The 14,361-nt window shown below is 66.9% G+C and carries 14 protein-coding genes; 7 read left to right on the plus strand and 7 right to left on the minus strand.

Annotation, left to right across the window (positions count from 1 at the left end; genetic code table 11):
- The first annotated feature begins 299 nt into the window (after positions 1-299).
- Positions 300-1,073, plus strand: a complete 774-nt coding sequence (locus ACIOGZ_RS29230) for a S1 RNA-binding domain-containing protein (RefSeq protein WP_400988177.1) — start codon at positions 300-302, stop codon at positions 1,071-1,073.
- Here the strand turns inward: ACIOGZ_RS29230 and ACIOGZ_RS29235 are convergent.
- From ACIOGZ_RS29235 to ACIOGZ_RS29255, 5 genes are all read right to left on the minus strand, one after another.
- Complete coding sequence (locus ACIOGZ_RS29235; RefSeq protein ID WP_400988178.1) at positions 985-2,880, minus strand: TniQ family protein; 1,896 nt, start codon at positions 2,878-2,880, stop codon at positions 985-987. The genes ACIOGZ_RS29230 and ACIOGZ_RS29235 overlap by 89 nt on opposite strands.
- Before the next feature lies 1 nt (position 2,881).
- Complete coding sequence (locus ACIOGZ_RS29240; protein WP_400988180.1) at positions 2,882-4,150, minus strand: AAA family ATPase; 1,269 nt, start codon at positions 4,148-4,150, stop codon at positions 2,882-2,884.
- Positions 4,147-4,971: a hypothetical protein gene (locus ACIOGZ_RS29245; protein WP_400988182.1), complete on the minus strand. Its 825-nt coding sequence runs from the start codon at positions 4,969-4,971 to the stop codon at positions 4,147-4,149. Before ACIOGZ_RS29245 ends, ACIOGZ_RS29240 begins: the two co-directional genes overlap by 4 nt.
- A 387-nt stretch (positions 4,972-5,358) precedes the next feature.
- On the minus strand, positions 5,359-5,676 hold the full coding sequence (locus ACIOGZ_RS29250; RefSeq protein ID WP_363633630.1) for a hypothetical protein: 318 nt from the start codon (positions 5,674-5,676) through the stop codon (positions 5,359-5,361).
- 202 nt (positions 5,677-5,878) lie between these two features.
- Positions 5,879-6,463, minus strand: coding sequence for a DUF6262 family protein (locus tag ACIOGZ_RS29255; RefSeq protein WP_400988184.1), 585 nt, complete (start codon positions 6,461-6,463; stop codon positions 5,879-5,881).
- A gap of 142 nt (positions 6,464-6,605) precedes the next feature.
- On the opposite strand from ACIOGZ_RS29255, the gene ACIOGZ_RS29260 reads away from it, so the two are divergent.
- The 5 genes from ACIOGZ_RS29260 to ACIOGZ_RS29280 all read left to right on the plus strand — a co-directional run bounded on the left by ACIOGZ_RS29260 (position 6,606) and on the right by ACIOGZ_RS29280 (position 10,083).
- Positions 6,606-7,193 carry a DUF6262 family protein gene (locus tag ACIOGZ_RS29260; protein ID WP_400988186.1) on the plus strand — a complete coding sequence of 196 codons (588 nt, stop codon included), beginning with the start codon at positions 6,606-6,608 and terminating at the stop codon, positions 7,191-7,193.
- A gap of 151 nt (positions 7,194-7,344) precedes the next feature.
- The gene (locus tag ACIOGZ_RS29265) at positions 7,345-8,022 is read left to right on the plus strand and encodes a GNAT family N-acetyltransferase (protein WP_400988188.1); all 678 of its coding nucleotides are present in this window, start codon (positions 7,345-7,347) and stop codon (positions 8,020-8,022) included.
- A 269-nt stretch (positions 8,023-8,291) separates the two neighbouring features.
- On the plus strand, positions 8,292-8,792 hold the full coding sequence (locus tag ACIOGZ_RS29270) for a hypothetical protein (RefSeq protein ID WP_400988190.1): 501 nt from the start codon (positions 8,292-8,294) through the stop codon (positions 8,790-8,792).
- 86 nt (positions 8,793-8,878) lie between these two features.
- Positions 8,879-9,358 (plus strand): DUF4279 domain-containing protein, encoded by a 480-nt coding sequence (locus ACIOGZ_RS29275; protein WP_400988192.1) that lies wholly within the window; start codon positions 8,879-8,881, stop codon positions 9,356-9,358.
- Between the two features lie 224 nt (positions 9,359-9,582).
- Entirely contained in the window at positions 9,583-10,083 is a 501-nt protein-coding gene (locus tag ACIOGZ_RS29280; protein WP_400988193.1) for a DUF6368 family protein, read from the plus strand.
- A gap of 398 nt (positions 10,084-10,481) precedes the next feature.
- Here ACIOGZ_RS29280 and ACIOGZ_RS29285 read toward each other — a convergent pair whose 3' ends face one another.
- Both ACIOGZ_RS29285 and ACIOGZ_RS29290 read right to left on the minus strand, forming a co-directional pair.
- Complete coding sequence (locus ACIOGZ_RS29285; RefSeq protein WP_400988194.1) at positions 10,482-12,038, minus strand: IS1182 family transposase; 1,557 nt, start codon at positions 12,036-12,038, stop codon at positions 10,482-10,484.
- Positions 12,028-12,495 (minus strand): hypothetical protein, encoded by a 468-nt coding sequence (locus tag ACIOGZ_RS29290; RefSeq protein WP_400988196.1) that lies wholly within the window; start codon positions 12,493-12,495, stop codon positions 12,028-12,030. Before ACIOGZ_RS29290 ends, ACIOGZ_RS29285 begins: the two co-directional genes overlap by 11 nt.
- Positions 12,496-13,714: 1,219 nt before the next feature.
- Here ACIOGZ_RS29290 and ACIOGZ_RS29295 point away from each other — a divergent pair.
- A complete protein-coding gene (locus ACIOGZ_RS29295) occupies positions 13,715-14,248 on the plus strand; it encodes a hypothetical protein (protein ID WP_400988198.1) in 534 nt (177 codons plus the stop codon).
- Positions 14,249-14,361 lie beyond the last annotated feature (113 nt).

Consider the following 14,361-nt stretch of genomic DNA (forward strand, 5'->3'; position numbering starts at 1 on the left):
CTATCAGTTCCGAACTGGGCCAACCATCGATTCCTGCGGGATCCTCCACCAGCACCGATCGACGGGTCAGGGGCCAACAACCGATTCCGGTCTCAGCGGGTCTGACTGCTCACGCTTGTTGGCGATTGCTCACGTTTGTTGGCGTGACCGGCCACGGAGCTGATCAGGTTTGTGATTGGTCGAGGTAGTTGTCACTTGGTCGCGGTAACTGTCACCTCCGGCTAGGCTCCCGGCTCGTGTCTGAGCCAGTCCGTGATCCTCGCTTGCAGCCCTTGATCAACCAGCCCCAGCCTGGCCCCGTGCGAGTGGTGAAGGTCGTCGGGTTCGACGGGACGGATGCCCTGGTGCAGCTCGTAGACATCGAAGGAGCGGAAGTCGAGGTTGGTCGGATCCCTCTGCATGAGGCGTCGATGCGTCGAGTGGAGCATCCGTCCGAACTGTTCGAGGTCGGCCAGGAAGTCGAGGCCGAGGAGATCGGGCGTTGGCGCGAGGGTCAGCTTCACCTCTCTGCAAGGGCGTGCGAGGTTCCGGCCCTGCGGGCCTTTCTCCTAGGGACTGAACGAGGGCGGGTCGTCACTGGGACGGTCTCCGAGGTTCACAACTTCGGGGTCTTCGTTCACCTCGACGGCGAACCGGACGGTCTGTGCACCGGCTTCATCCGGGTGCCGGACCTGACGTGGAATCGGATCAATCACCCCTCCGAGGCCGTCGAACCAGGTCAGCGGGTCACCGCTGAGGTGATCATTGCCGAGACGCGGTCCGGGCAGGTCGTGCTCTCGCTGAAGGCTATGCAGGAAGATCCGCTCATTCAGTTTGCGGATCAGGTCGGCCTGGCTCTCACCGGACCGATCACCAAGATCCTTCCCTTTGGTGTCTTCGTGCGGCTCGCTCCGGGGGTTGAGGGGTTCCTGCACCTCTCGGAGTTGACCGACGAACCGGTTGAGACTCCTGATGGACTGGTCGATGACGGTGAGCTGATCACAGTCAGGGTCGCCGAGGTCGATCTTCAGCGTCACCGGGTGCGGCTGGGGGCTGTTGCCGGAGGGGGACTTTCTGGCCGGAGCGCGGGCTGACGCCGGAATCGATCTGCTGGATGAGTGTGTCGCGATGCTGGAGTAGGAGGCTGCGTAGCGCTTTGTAGTGGTTCATGGGGCTTCGGGCGAGCTTGGCCCAGGTGCTGCTGCGTCGGCTTGACCACAGCCTGCGAAGATCTTCGGGCTGTTCTTCCTCGATCGTTCGCGGTGCGAAGAGGGGTTCGCCGCCGGTGGCCTGCGCCCAGATGAATGCGGATGCCTCCTGGCGCATTCGATCGTCCAGGTTGGGCTGGACAGGTCCGGGGACCGCTGGCAGGCGGTCAGTGATCTCTTGCCAGGTCTTCGGAGCCAGACTCCAGTGGTGCAGCGCCTCCCGTCGCTTGCGGTAGTCGACCGGGGAAGAGGTGGCGTCGAGGTCGTTAGCCAGGTTGCGCAGGGCCTGGACGAACTGGGTTGACCCGTGGTCGTGCATCCACCGCTGGAGCCCGCCTGTCTTGATGTATTGGCCGCCCCTGGGGTTGATGCCGAGGTAGTCGGCAGCGTCGCCCATAGATCCACCGGCCGCCCACTGGACGAGCAGGACGGCTGCGAGACGGCGCATGGATTTGGCGTAGGTTCCGGGGTTGAGCGGTGTGAGGTGCTTGTCGAACCAGTTCTGCTCCAGAAAGGCAGGGACGTTCTCGGGGTGGTAGCCCTCGGTGCGGTCGGGGGCTCTGCGGCCGTTGGGACTGGTGCGCCGGTATGAGCGGGTGCCCGGCGCGGCCGCCTGCCTCATCCTCTCCGAGCATGAGGATCGGTGTCGGTCGAAGACCACGGCCCAGGGGACTTTGCTGAGTGGTCCGTCCCAGTTCCTCCTGGTGTGCTGGGCGAGTACTTGGTCGAGGTCGGGGGCGTCGATCAGGGCTGCCGCGGCGCTCAGCAGCGCTGCTGTCGCGATTGGGTCCGTGGGCGGCCTGTCGAGCGTGAGCCTGGTGCCGACACCGAGGGTCCGGACGTGGTCCGTGACTGCTTCATGGGCGCTGGGGGCGACCAACTTCCGGCTGGTCGGCCAGACGTTGCAGAGGAAGGCGGTGACGACGCGCAGGTCAGTGAAATACGAGGCCGCCCCATCGGCGGTTTGGCCGGTGCCGAGGAGGTCGAGCAGTTGGCGCTGGGTCTTGACCATGTCGGTGCTCGGAAGCAACGCCGTGCCGTCGGCGTGCTCCAGGCGGGCTCCGCAGGAGGGACGCTTCCTGCCCTTGCGCGAGGCCGCGTTCGATCCTTCAGGTGTGATCGGGAATCGGCACTGGTCAGGGCGGAGGGTGCTGTCCGCAGCTTGAGCGATCAGGTGGGGAAGGGTTCGCTGGAGATCGTGATGCTGTTGGCAGCCGTGCCGCAGGAACACCTGGTGGGTGGGGCAGACGAAGGCGATGGGCAGATGCCAGATCCTCTTCCAGGCCCCGCCGAACTGCTGCTGGACGGGGCTGCCGTCGCCGGCGAGGCATTGCGGGCAGTGCCGGGGGAAGTCGTTGAACAGCCAGTCCTCCCGTGTGCCCCGGGGGTCCCGGGACGCGAGCGACCGGGCGATGGGCGGATAGCGGTCGTGCCAGGGACGGAGCGTCAGTTCGCCAGCCTCGTCCGCTGTCAGCCGAGTGGCCTGGGCGAAGCGGTCGATGTCCAGGTCGAGCAGGAGCCGGCGTCCCAGCGTCGTGTCTGTCTGCCGTCGGACGATGCCCGTCAGCCGCGCCAGCCGGATGGGGGAGACCTGCAGCCGGAAGGCCAGGCGGAGGAGGAAGCCGGGGAGGGATTCGTCTGGCAGGGGATCCAGGCTGCATGGCAGGGGAACGAGTCCGAGGGGGTCCACCATCTCACCCCGCCCGCTCGTCGAGTCCGCCGGGTTCAGTGCCGCCGCCCTCGGTGTCGCGGTCGGCGGTCCGCGGGCCCTTGTCGTCGTAGACGCGGTTGCGGGGCCGTTTGTGCTTGGGCGCGGCGGGCTGCGGGGGGAGCTCGGGGATCTCGCCGGCGCTGGCGTCGCGGCCGGGCAGGCCCTCGACGCTGATGGCGACCTGGTCCATCAACTCGATGGTCAGTTCCTCGTGGCCGCTGTCGATGGCCCGTTCGATGGAGTCCTCGATGAGGCACTCCATCAGGCCGACGACGCCGCCGGTGCGGTCGCGGATGTAGTCGGGCATGTCGCCGGTGGTGAGCATGCCGGGGACGGCGTCGAACAGGCAGATGTGGTCCTCGATGCCCTTGAGGTGCTTGCGGAAGGCGAGCTCGTCCTGCGGTGTCTCGTAGGGGAACGGGCCGAGGTCGACCATGGTGAAGCGTCGCAGGTGCTGGGTCCTCTCGCCCTGGCTGGCGGGTGCCCCGTGCTGGGCGGGCATGATCCAGTCGCCGGTCCGGGAATCGAGCACCGCGCCTTGCAGCAGGCCGGAGGCAGGGACGTCGACGCCGATCAGGACGAGCGTCGCGCTCATGTCCATGAAGCCCTTGAGCATGTCGAACACGTCCTGGTCGTCGCGCCTGTGGAGCTTGAGCCTCGTGATGTCGTCGAGCAGGATCGCGCGGGTGCCGTGCGCGTGAACGTGCCGGCGGACGGCCCTGATCAGGGCCGGCAGGTCCATGCCCCTGTGGTCGGCGCCGTAGAAGTCGAGGATCGCCTTGCAGGTGCTCTTCGGCTTCGCGGTGACCGGGGTCTGGACGTAGGCGACGGGGACGTGCAGGTCCCGGGTGCCCACGAGCGCGTCCGGGTTGATGCCGTGGTGCTGGTCCCGCCAGTACTCCTCGAACCACGCGGCGACCTCGCAGGCCGTCTCCGTCTTGCCCTGGCAGCCGCCGCCGTTGATGATCAGCCCCCGCCGGGTCGAGGGCCTGACCTTGAAGGCGCCCAGCCGCAGCCGTGAGCGCATGACCCGGGAGACGGCCTGGGTCATCGGCGTCTCCTGCAGCGGAAGGTTGCTGTTCGTCACGTCCCGGTGCAGCAGGTAGTCCTCCTGCTCGGTCGGGCTCAACCGCGCGAACTCCTCGCGGGACAGCCGCCGGGCCGGCACGAAGCAGTGCCGGGTGCGGCACCAGCGCTGCCAGCCGGCCGCGGTCTGCCGGTCCTCGGGCGCCGGAAGCCGGAACGGTGTCACTGTTCCCCCTCGGCGGAGTCGGCGGCCGGTGGGAGAACGAACAGGTTGCGGCGGCGGACCTCGTCGCCGAGCCGGGGCGGTGCCTCCAGCGGGCCGTCCAGCGCTGCCTCGCGCCTGCGTCGCCGCTCGTCGCTCCCCGCCGGGGTGCGGCCATCAGCCGGAGCCGGGCGTGCAGGAAGTTGGGGACGGTCGGCCGCGGCGGCCCGGGCCTGCGCGCGTTCACGGGCGACCTCGATGTCCGGAGGCAGGCCGGTCCAGCGCAGGGGATGCCACTGGTGGGTGAGCGGGTCCTGGAAGAAGACCGTGCGCCGGTCGCGGGGGTCGCGGTGGACGATCCACGCGGTCTGCCGCTGGCCGCCGCGGCTCGAACGCTCGCCCCGGTAGGGCCGCAGGGCCGGGCCGTCATACCAAAGCCCACGGACCTTGACGCCGCGGTGTTCGTCGACCTTGCGGACCGCGTGCTCGGGGAGGATCTTGTAGTAGAGGTCGGGGGACGGGATCTCCAGCGCGAAGCCCCCCTGTGAGAACGCCGCGGCCAGCAGGGAGTTGGGGCTGTGGTCCCCGCCCGGATCCCAGTGCGGGGCGTGGTCGGACAGTCGGCGCTTCTGCCAGCCAAGTTTACCGACCGCGGGAGTCCATAGATGGCCTTCGACCTGCGGTGATACGTAGCGTACATGTAATCGACGGGAGATGTCGGCGTACGAGTTGAAGTACAGAGGTATGTACGAGTGGACGTACAGAGCCGCTTGCAGTAACCAGGGCTGATGCCGGGAGTGCTCGTCATGAGGAAGAATGCTCCGCCATGACGACTTGAAGAGCACCGGCTGAGCGGCGGCACTGGCGCAAGGTCGGGACCTGGGAGACGGTTTCCGACGGGGACCAGCGGATCTGCGCCGCTTGCGGGACGCTTGTCCGTTCCTACCAGTACCGCTTCTATCCGCCTGAGTCGTCCATGTTCGAGCGATGCATCGGGTTCGCATGGTGTTCCGGCTGCCGGATCTACTCCGGCGCGATGGTTCACGTTCCCCGGAAGCGAGTTCTCGTTGACGCGCTGGCATCGCTGCCTCACGACCAGCGGGAGCATCTTGAGCGGAGTGAAACCCGGTTGATCGAGCACCTGGACAGGCAGGCCCGGGGCAAGAGTTCACCGCCGGATCATTGATGGTGTGTCAGATCCGTTAGCCGACGCCGACGCCGCCTGACGGGCACTATGCGCTTCGAGCATTGTCGAGCTGGAGCGCCAGCGCGGCCATCTCGTGCAAGTGAGTGAAGTACTTGGTTGCGTACTCGTCATCACCAATGGACGGAAGGATCCCTCCAAGGACCCCCGTGCGCGCCTGCAGAATGTCTCGGCGTCGGTCATCCAAAGAGCCGTCCATGGCTGAGGAGACACAGCCGGCGAGCGCCGTGTCCATCATCACCATGCATTCACCCTCGGGCTCTCGCTGGTAGAAGCCCGGAGGGAAAGGCAAGGCCCTGAACTCGTCCCACAACCGCGCCAGCTGATCCAGCTTTGCTTCTGCCATGCCCGGATCATGCCTTACGGCCAGGCGTCGAGAGTAGCTTGCCCCAACCCACCGGATCCTCTGCTTCTGATTCTCGGCGATACCCTCTGCAGTCAGTCTTGCGTCCCGCGGCCCGGCTGGCCGACCGTCGATCGCTCTGGTCCGGGCCGAGAGGTCCGGTCACCTGATGATGATCGCGCCCCTCGGCCCGGGTATTGCCGGGCTACTTTCCGACGGGTGGGTCGAGGAGTTGGGCTTCGAGGTCGGCAACGCGACGGTCCTGGAACCGCAGGTTTGAACGGGCGGCCTTGAGGCGTTCATCCAGGGTGCGGTTGTCGGCGGTGAGCTGGCGAACGCGTTGCTTGAGGGTGGTGTTCTCGGTGGTGATCCGTTGGACGGCGCCTTGGGTCCACTCGGATTCCAGATCGCGGACCTGCCCGAGGAGTTCGCCGATGCGGGTGCGCTGGGCGAGGATCTCGGCGTGGGCGGCCTTGAGGCCGTCCTCAGCGTTCAGTGCCCGCTCGCGCCAGATCGCCTCGCCCTCCTGGTCCTGGTCGGCGAGCAACTGGGCCCGGCGCTCTCCGGTCTCGGTCATGGCCGCGGCGATCGTGGCCCTGGCCTCGGGGTGGTCGTAGAGGAAGGTGCGGGAGACGTTCGCGCGGCGGGCGACCGCGGCGATGCTGACCTGGGCCTTCTCGCGGCGGAGCCGGGTGATCGCATCGCGGACGCGCACGAGGGCGGCGTCAGTGCCGCGTCGGCGGGCCGCGAGAGCGGCGGCCGTGCGAGGTTCGGGGACGGTTGCGGTCACGCGCATTCCTGTTCGTCGGTGCTGGTCTCAGCCTGGCTGTGCTCGTCGTGGCCGACCTCGCCGACGCGGCCAACGACGGGCAGGGCGAGTACAGCGATATGTGCTCAGCCGACGGCGACGACGACCCCGAACAGGAAGCTGCATGAACACCGCCACCGTTCCCGAGCCCCGCACCGCAGCGGCCCAGGCCGCCCGCCGCCGCAAGACCGAGACCACCCTGGAACGCGTCCGCCAGGCCATCGCCCGGCTCCGGCGCGAGAAGGCCCAGGTCAGCGTCGCCGTTGTCGCCCGCCGCGCGGACGTCTCGCGCACCTTCCTCTACGACAACGTCGAGGCCAGGGCCATGGTCGCCGCGGCGATGGCTGAGGCCGGCAAACGCCGGACCCAAATGCTCGTCCACCAGGACGAGACCCGCGAGGCGACCTGGCGCGAGCGGGCCCTCAACGCCGAGGAAGCCCTCAAGGCCGCCCACACCGAGATCCTCACCCAGCGCACCCGCATCAGTGAACTCCTCGGCCAGATCCGCGACTTGGAAGCCGAATGGACCCAGGAAGCCGTCCAGCGGATCACCACCGAGAACACCACCCTCAAGCAGCGCGTCCGCCAACTCACCACCGACAACCGCACCCTCGACGAACGTCTCAAGGCCGCCCGCTCCAACCTGCGCTTCCAGGACCGCCGCGTCGCCGACCTCGAAGCCCAGATCGTCGACCCCACTTGCACGAGGTGACCTGACCACAAGACCCTTCCGAGTCGCCACGGCCTCACGCCGTGGCGACTCCTCCCAAGGTGCTCTGGAACACCACCTTGCCTTGGCCAGGACAGTTCTTTCGCTGCGAAAACAAGGTGATCAGAGGTCGGCCGGGCGCGCACAATGGCCCATGCTCATCGACCACTGGCCCCTGCTCGGACTGCGACTGAACACTCCCCGGCTGGAACTGCGGCTGCCGTCCGGCGAGGAGCTCTCCGAACTGGCTGACCTCGCAGCCCAAGGCGTCCACGAGCCGGACCGCATGCCCTTCTACGTCCCCTGGACCGACCTACCGCCCACGGAACGGGCGCGCTCGGTGGTTCAGCACCACTGGCTCCGGCTGGGCAATTGGACTCCCGACAACTGGTCGCTGAATCTCGCCGTCTTCGAGGCGGGCCAGATCGTCGGCCTGCAGACGATCGCGGCCCGCAACTACGCCGCCGTGCGCGAGGTCGCCACCGGCTCCTGGCTCGGCCTTCGGCATCATGGACGAGGCATCGGCACTGAGATGCGTGCGGCGGTCCTGCAGCTGGCATTCGCCGGACTGGAGGCGAACGAGGCGACGTCCGGGGCCTTCGCAGACAACCCTTCCTCGTTCCGGGTGTCCAGCAAGCTCGGTTACGAGCCCGACGGAATCGAGCATCACGTTGTCCGCGGCCGCGTCACCGTCATGCGTCGCCTCCGGATCTCCCGCGCTCAGTGGGAAGCCCACCAGAACACGCCAGTCTCGATCACCGGACTCGGCCCCTGCCTGCCCCTACTCGGGCTGGCGGACAAGACTGATGAGCTGTTCGACGCTCTCTCCTGAACAACCGCCACGGAGCCAACCGCACCTTCTACGGCCCGGCCACCGACGTCGGCGGCCGGGTCGCCTGATAGACCACTCGAATGCGGCAGCAGCCAGTGCCGAACCATCGTCACGGACATGTAGTCTATGGATCGTCGCAGTTCAGAGCCGGTATCCGAGCTCCTGCGGTCGGTAAAGTCGACGAACTACGCGAACCCGGACAGCACCGCCAGCAGTTGGCCATCGAAGAACTGGCTGAGCCCCGCCAGCGACCTGCCTGCCGTCTCTGCATGGCCCGTCATGGCATTCACGGACTCGTCGTCCGCAGCACCCCGCACCACCAAGGGGTCTGCCATCGGCACCACCGCTGGCTCCTCGGCGGTGACCAGCACCACCTGGACGCGCTCCCCGAGATACTCCACGCTGACCTGCGGCACCGCAGGCTCGTCCGCTGCAGCACGGCCCCCTTCATCGCCCTGGACTACCAGTGCGCCCGCACGATCACGGCCAACTGGTTCCGATCGTCCGAGCCGCTCGCCCTCCAGCAGCGCTGGACCCGACGCCTGGACGCCATCGCCGAGGACGCCTACGGAGACCCCCACCGCCCCACCGAGGACCGCATCGAACTCGCTACCTATCCCGAAACCGTCGCTCTGACGGGCCTGTTCGCCTCGCCCCACTGGCGCGAGCGCAAAGACCTGCACGCCGAAGCCGCACGACGCCTTGCGGTCGATGCCCAAGACCTCCCGGCCGACCTGACCAGTCACGGACTCGTCGCCTCCGACAGCTGATCCGCTGTTGCATGACCACCGAACCGTCGCCTCGCTCCGGACCAATCTCCCTGGACCAGCCGCCATCCCACGGATATCGTCCCCGGGTGCCTCTTCGTCAGTACGTCTACTTCGCGTTGTTCAGCCAGCACACCTCCGCGGCGGAGATGACCGCGCTGCTGGGCATCGAACCTGATGAGGTGTCCGTCCGCGGCAGCCGTTTCACGGAACCCGTAGTGAGACCGGTGAGCCACTCCTGGAAGATCGTGTGTCGAGAGCCGGGCCTGTGTGTCGACGAGCAAATCAACCGCGTCCTGGACAGGCTCCGGCCGCACACGGCCCGAATCGCCGAACTCGCCAGTCATCTGGCCGCCGAGGAACAAGAACACGGCGGCGCAGTCCTAGAGGTCGTGCGCTACTTCAACGACACCGACCAGGAACAGCAGCCCCTCCAGCAGGGGACTCCGGAAGGCCCCAACCTGTTCGGCTGGCACCTGGACCGCGACGTGCTGGACTTCCTGACCACTACCGGAGCCGTCCTCGATGTCGACGAGTACGACATGACCCCACATGAACCTGGCGAATGAGTCCAACCTGACGCCCGACACAGACCCGGAAACTGTCAGATTCCACGAGAATCGTGCCTCCAACGTCTCGGCAGAGCTGACAAGCCACAGATCAGAGCACACACGCCTGCCGTGATCGATGAGACACCCGAGCCCTCCGGAACAGACCCAACACCTCAAGACTCGGCACCAGCATGGTGAGTCTCACTCTGACCTGACAGTCCGCAGGCCAGAAGGCATCTGCGATGACGTACTCAATGAGACGGGACACCAAGGCCAACGGCGATGTGGATTTCTGGGTGCGCGACGGCTCGGCCCTGGGCCTGCGGGCCTTCGATCCAGTCGGCGTTGGCGTGTTCTTCCTGTCAGAGGACGAGGAGATGCCTGCCGAGGACGAGGACTACTCAGCCTTCTCGCGTCCACCGGTGCAGGGGCTGGTAGTGGGCGCCGGCTGCTCGGGCTCGGTGAACCACGTGCTGCTCGGCCACCTGGCGCTCGCTCTCGCCCGCCGTCTCGATGCGCTGGTCGACTTCGACGGTCTCCTGAGCAGCCACCCCGCCGCGGGAGACGACACGGGCAACGAGGCTGTGCTGGCCCGGGCGAGGGCACTGGCGTCAGTGCTTCCGGGGAATGTCGCTGAGGTTTCCTATGACACCGGGGGCGGAGGGCGGTGGCTTCGGCATGTCGGAGACGTGGAGTTCCTGCAGGCCTGGCTGCAGCACCCTGATTTCCACTTGATCAAGTAGCGCCTCGGCGTCGATCTTCTCGGCGAGCAGGTCACCTTGCTGGAGGAGGAGCTTCCGTAGGGCCGCGTAGTGGTTCAGAGCGTCCGGGCGGGAGAGTTGGAACCAGGTGTTCGCCCGGCGCTGTCGCCAGGCTTGACGAGTGTCCGCGGGCTGTTCGGCCTCGATGCGCCGTGGCGCGTAGAGCGGCTCGCCGCCGGTGACGTGAGCTTCCCCCGCTGTGCGGGAGGTGTTGATCAGCTGGTCAGGATGGGTGTGGGTGGTTCGGCGGTCGCTGGTTCGGCCGTCGCCTGGTCGGTGTAGTGCTTCGCCTCGTACTCGTCGGGGCTGAGTCAGCCGAGGCGCTTTTGGATGCGGCGGGTGTTGTACCAGCCGTCTATGACCCTGTTGCCCAATTTGCTCTATGCGGCAAGGACGAGGGTTGCGAGGTGTGATGTCCGGGTGCGAGTGAGTGGCTTTTCGTTCCACCAGGCGTCGAGTCGGATGAGGTTGATGGCTGTGGCCGTGAAGACGTGTGCGAGGCGCGTCTTCGACAGGCCGATGTAGTGCGTTCGGCGCGCGCCGGTGGCCGCGATGGCTTGGTGGATCGTGCCTTCGACGCCCGAGCGGGCTGCGTAGCTGGCCTTCCACTCGTCGGTGGCCTGCTCGGCCCGGACGCGTTCGAGGACGGCGTCCTGTTCCTGTGGGCGGACGGTGAGTTGTCGCCCGTAGCGGGTGGAGCTGGTGCACTGGTCGCGTAGTGGGCACGGCGCGCAGGTTTCGGTGGCGAAGCGGATCCGGATCGCCGGCCGCTGGTTGTTGTCCTGGCCTTCGGTCCAGTACCGGCTGGTGGCTCCGTTGGGGCAAGTAGCCATCCTGGCAGCCAAGTTGATGGTGAAGGATGTCTTTCCGAAGCCGATGCCCTGGGCCGTCTGACGGGTGTTGTTCGGTCTGACCGGGCCGATGACGCGCACACCGTAGTCGGCGGGCGCGGTCAAGAGGAGCTCGGCAGAGATGTAGCCGGCGTCCATCAGATGCTCGGAAGGCAGCAGGTCCTTGTCGTCGAGGCGGTCGTGGATCTCGTCGACGACCACCGGATCGCCGACGGTGGCGTCCGTGGTGACCACGTGGGTGATCATGTGCGGGCGGCCGGATTCGGGGGCGTCGCAGGTCTCGCTGAAGTGGACCTTGTAGCCGTCCCAGGCTGATCCGCGCTTGACCGCGTTGCGGGAATCCGGTTCGTAGGGCGAGGTGATCCGCATTCTGCTGGGCGGGAGATCGTCCTTCCCCCGCCATGCCACCTCCCGCACTCCGTCGATCACCGTGCGCTTGAACTGCTGCAGCCACACCATCCGCAAGGTGGTGACGGCAGGGATCTCCCGCAGCCAGCCCGGAGCCGAAGGAGACGCCACGGCCTCGACCACGAGGTATCCGTCGGCTGCGATGCGCTGGGTGAGCTGGACTCGTTTATCCTCCTCGCTCGGCAGGCGATAGGAGTCGACCCTGGCTCCATAACGCTCCTGCCATGAGGGGTCCATCCACGAGGCGAGCCACCCAGGTGCCGAGACGGCAATCGCCTCCAGTGCCGCTCGTAGTGTCTCGCCCACGAATTCGAGGCGGTTCAAGTTCCTCACCGCCGCGAGGACATGGGTGGAGTCGGTGCGCTGTCGGCCTCCGGAAGCGACCAGTTTCAGCTCCATCAGCCGTTCCAGCAGGAGATCGAGCACCTTCTCCTCCAGGCCGTGGGCCACGAGCCGGTCCCGGAACCCGGTCAGCACGGTGAAGTCGAAGCCGGGATCGGCGAGTTCGAGGCCCAGCAGGTACTTCCAGTCGATCCTGGCCCGCACCGCGTGCGCGGCCTGGCGGTCGGTCAGGTTCTCGGTGAACTGCAACACGGAAACCAACGCCAACTGCCCGGGCGAGACCCCCGGCCGACCGCGGACACCGAACGTGGATCTGAAGACCTCGTCATCGAACAACGGGCCGAGCGAGTCCCGGACCCGCATCGCCAGGCACCCCTTGGGAAACGCCGCGCAGGCGACCACCCGTGTTGCCTCCGGAACGTCCCAACCCGAACTCGCTGCCATCGACACCCGCTGCCCCGTCCTTCAACCGGACGACGACCATCCAGAAGCAGGCCGCCGGCCCAAAGGCTCCTCCCAGCAGACCCCGCGCGTTCGCAAGATCGCGCCGATTCACCCAATTGGGCAACAGGGTCCACGAGAGGTAGAACAACCCCTGGGCGAGGACCGACTCACTGCTCGTGCGCTTGTACTCGATCAGGACTGGGCTTCCGTCTTCGTCCAGACCGAGGCTGTCGATCCGGCCCCGGTGCACGGGACCGGTGGAGTACTCGGTCGCCAGGAAACGGACACCACCCAGCATCTCCTCCATGTTCGCCTCCACGAGCCGCTGGAGATCACGCTCGAACTCCACGGCCGCACCCTCGACACGGCGAACATCCCCGCCAGCGACTCGAAACACCTGCAGTCCCGCCACGAACCCCCCAGCACACCACCCGCCGGCCCGCCCGGCGATGGACGGGACACCATACATGCCAGAAGTCGGGCAATCTAGACATCATTGCGTTTGTCACATTTTGCCCAGGCGGGAATAGACTGGATCTGGCGTTCCGGCCAGTGGCGCGATCTGATGGGTCCCCGGATATCGTCACGCTGTGTCACTGATGCCTTGTGGGGGGATGATCTTTCCGTGAGGAGGTGCTTCCCGCTGGGGAGATTGAAGCGGGGCCTCGAAGGGCTGGTTGCTGCGTGTGACCAGAGCTCTGGGACCACTTTGGGACCACATGCCTTGAGCGCTAGTGGACGGCGGTGTTCGGATTTGGACATTCCTGCATATAGTAACCATTGAGCCACTGTCAGCTGGTCCACTCGCGCATGGAGGCGGGTGCGGTGCAATTCGGCGAGTGGTAAGCTGATTTGAGAGCTTGAAGCTGGCGCGCTGGCTTCGCTCGAAGCAGGCAGAGGAACGGCCCACTGGGGGCCAAGGGATCGCAGGTTCAAATCCTGTCGTCCCGACGTGAGTCGGAAAGGCCGCTGGCCGGGAGAGATCCCAGGTCAGCGGCCTTTTGCGCGAGGGACCGTCAGGCATCAGGCAAATTGGTTCGCATACTGTTTGGGACCACTTTGGGACCAGGGTGCCGAATGGCGAGGTGGAGGGCCTATCTGGGCGTCCAGTTTGTCCGAATTCCCGCTCACCCTGAGTGGCCGAGATTAGATCGCAAAAATCGACTTTCGGCCACTTTTACCCCAGAATTCGGCCGCACGTGGCGAGAGTTGGCCATGCGTGACGACCACGCAGATGGCGGGTCTGTGTCAGGATCGACACCTTCGCTCGTTTGCGCCTTGCCCCGCCGGTGACGTTCTGCCATCCGTTCAGGATAAGGGCGCCTGCGGGCTGGGGGCATTCCTTCGTCCGCGACAGACCCCGAGCTCCTGTGGTACCTAGTAGTCCGTCGATCATGGCCCCGAGCGGGCCGCAGAACGAGGGGGACTCTGTGAACGGGCCGTCCACGCCAAGCCGTCCTTCCGGGCCGCCGCCCGCACCCGAGGCACCTTCGCGGCCGACCGCCGCGCTGGCTCCAGCGGCTGTCCTGGCCCGCCGCAGCAGGATCGACCTCCAGGGGTGGAGTGCCGTGGTCACCGCTGCCGTCGCGGTCGTCACCCTTGGCGCCGGCTTCGCGGGCGGCTTCTACACCCAAGCCCAGGTGACTAACGACTCCCGGTCGCAGCCAACTGTCACGGTCACCGTGCCCGGTCCGACCGTCACTGTGGCGGGGCCTACCGTGACCGCGCCCCCGGCGGGCAGTCCGGGTGCGGCACCGGCTGTGAACCCGCTGCCCAGCGGGGTGGCCGGCAGTCCAACGCCGACCACGGTGCGGGTTCTTAGCGCCTCCCCGGACGGCGGGCAGGGCGGAACGAAGTCGGTCCTCACTGGCCGGGGCTTCCCGTCAAACGAGGTCGTCCGCGTGTCCTTCATCATCAAGGGCGACCTCGGTGAGGACTACAAGACGCGCGACCTGCGCGACACCATGACGGACGCCACCGGGGCGTTCTCTGTCGAGGTCGTGATTCCCTCCGACCTGAAGTACGACGCGAACCTGAACGCGTACCTGCGTGCCCGCACCGCTGCCACGAAGACCGAGACGGTGTTCGACCTCATCGCCTGATCGGTCCCGGTGGGCCCGCCGATCGGACCGCCGTTCGTCCCGTGCGTGATCCTGCACCTACCCGCTACGAGCCGGGGTGCTGGGCCGCCGCTGGTTCACGGACCAGCTCCTCG

Origin of the sequence: Kitasatospora sp. NPDC088160, from assembly GCF_044741445.1 — a bacterium.
GTDB lineage: Bacteria > Actinomycetota > Actinomycetes > Streptomycetales > Streptomycetaceae > Kitasatospora.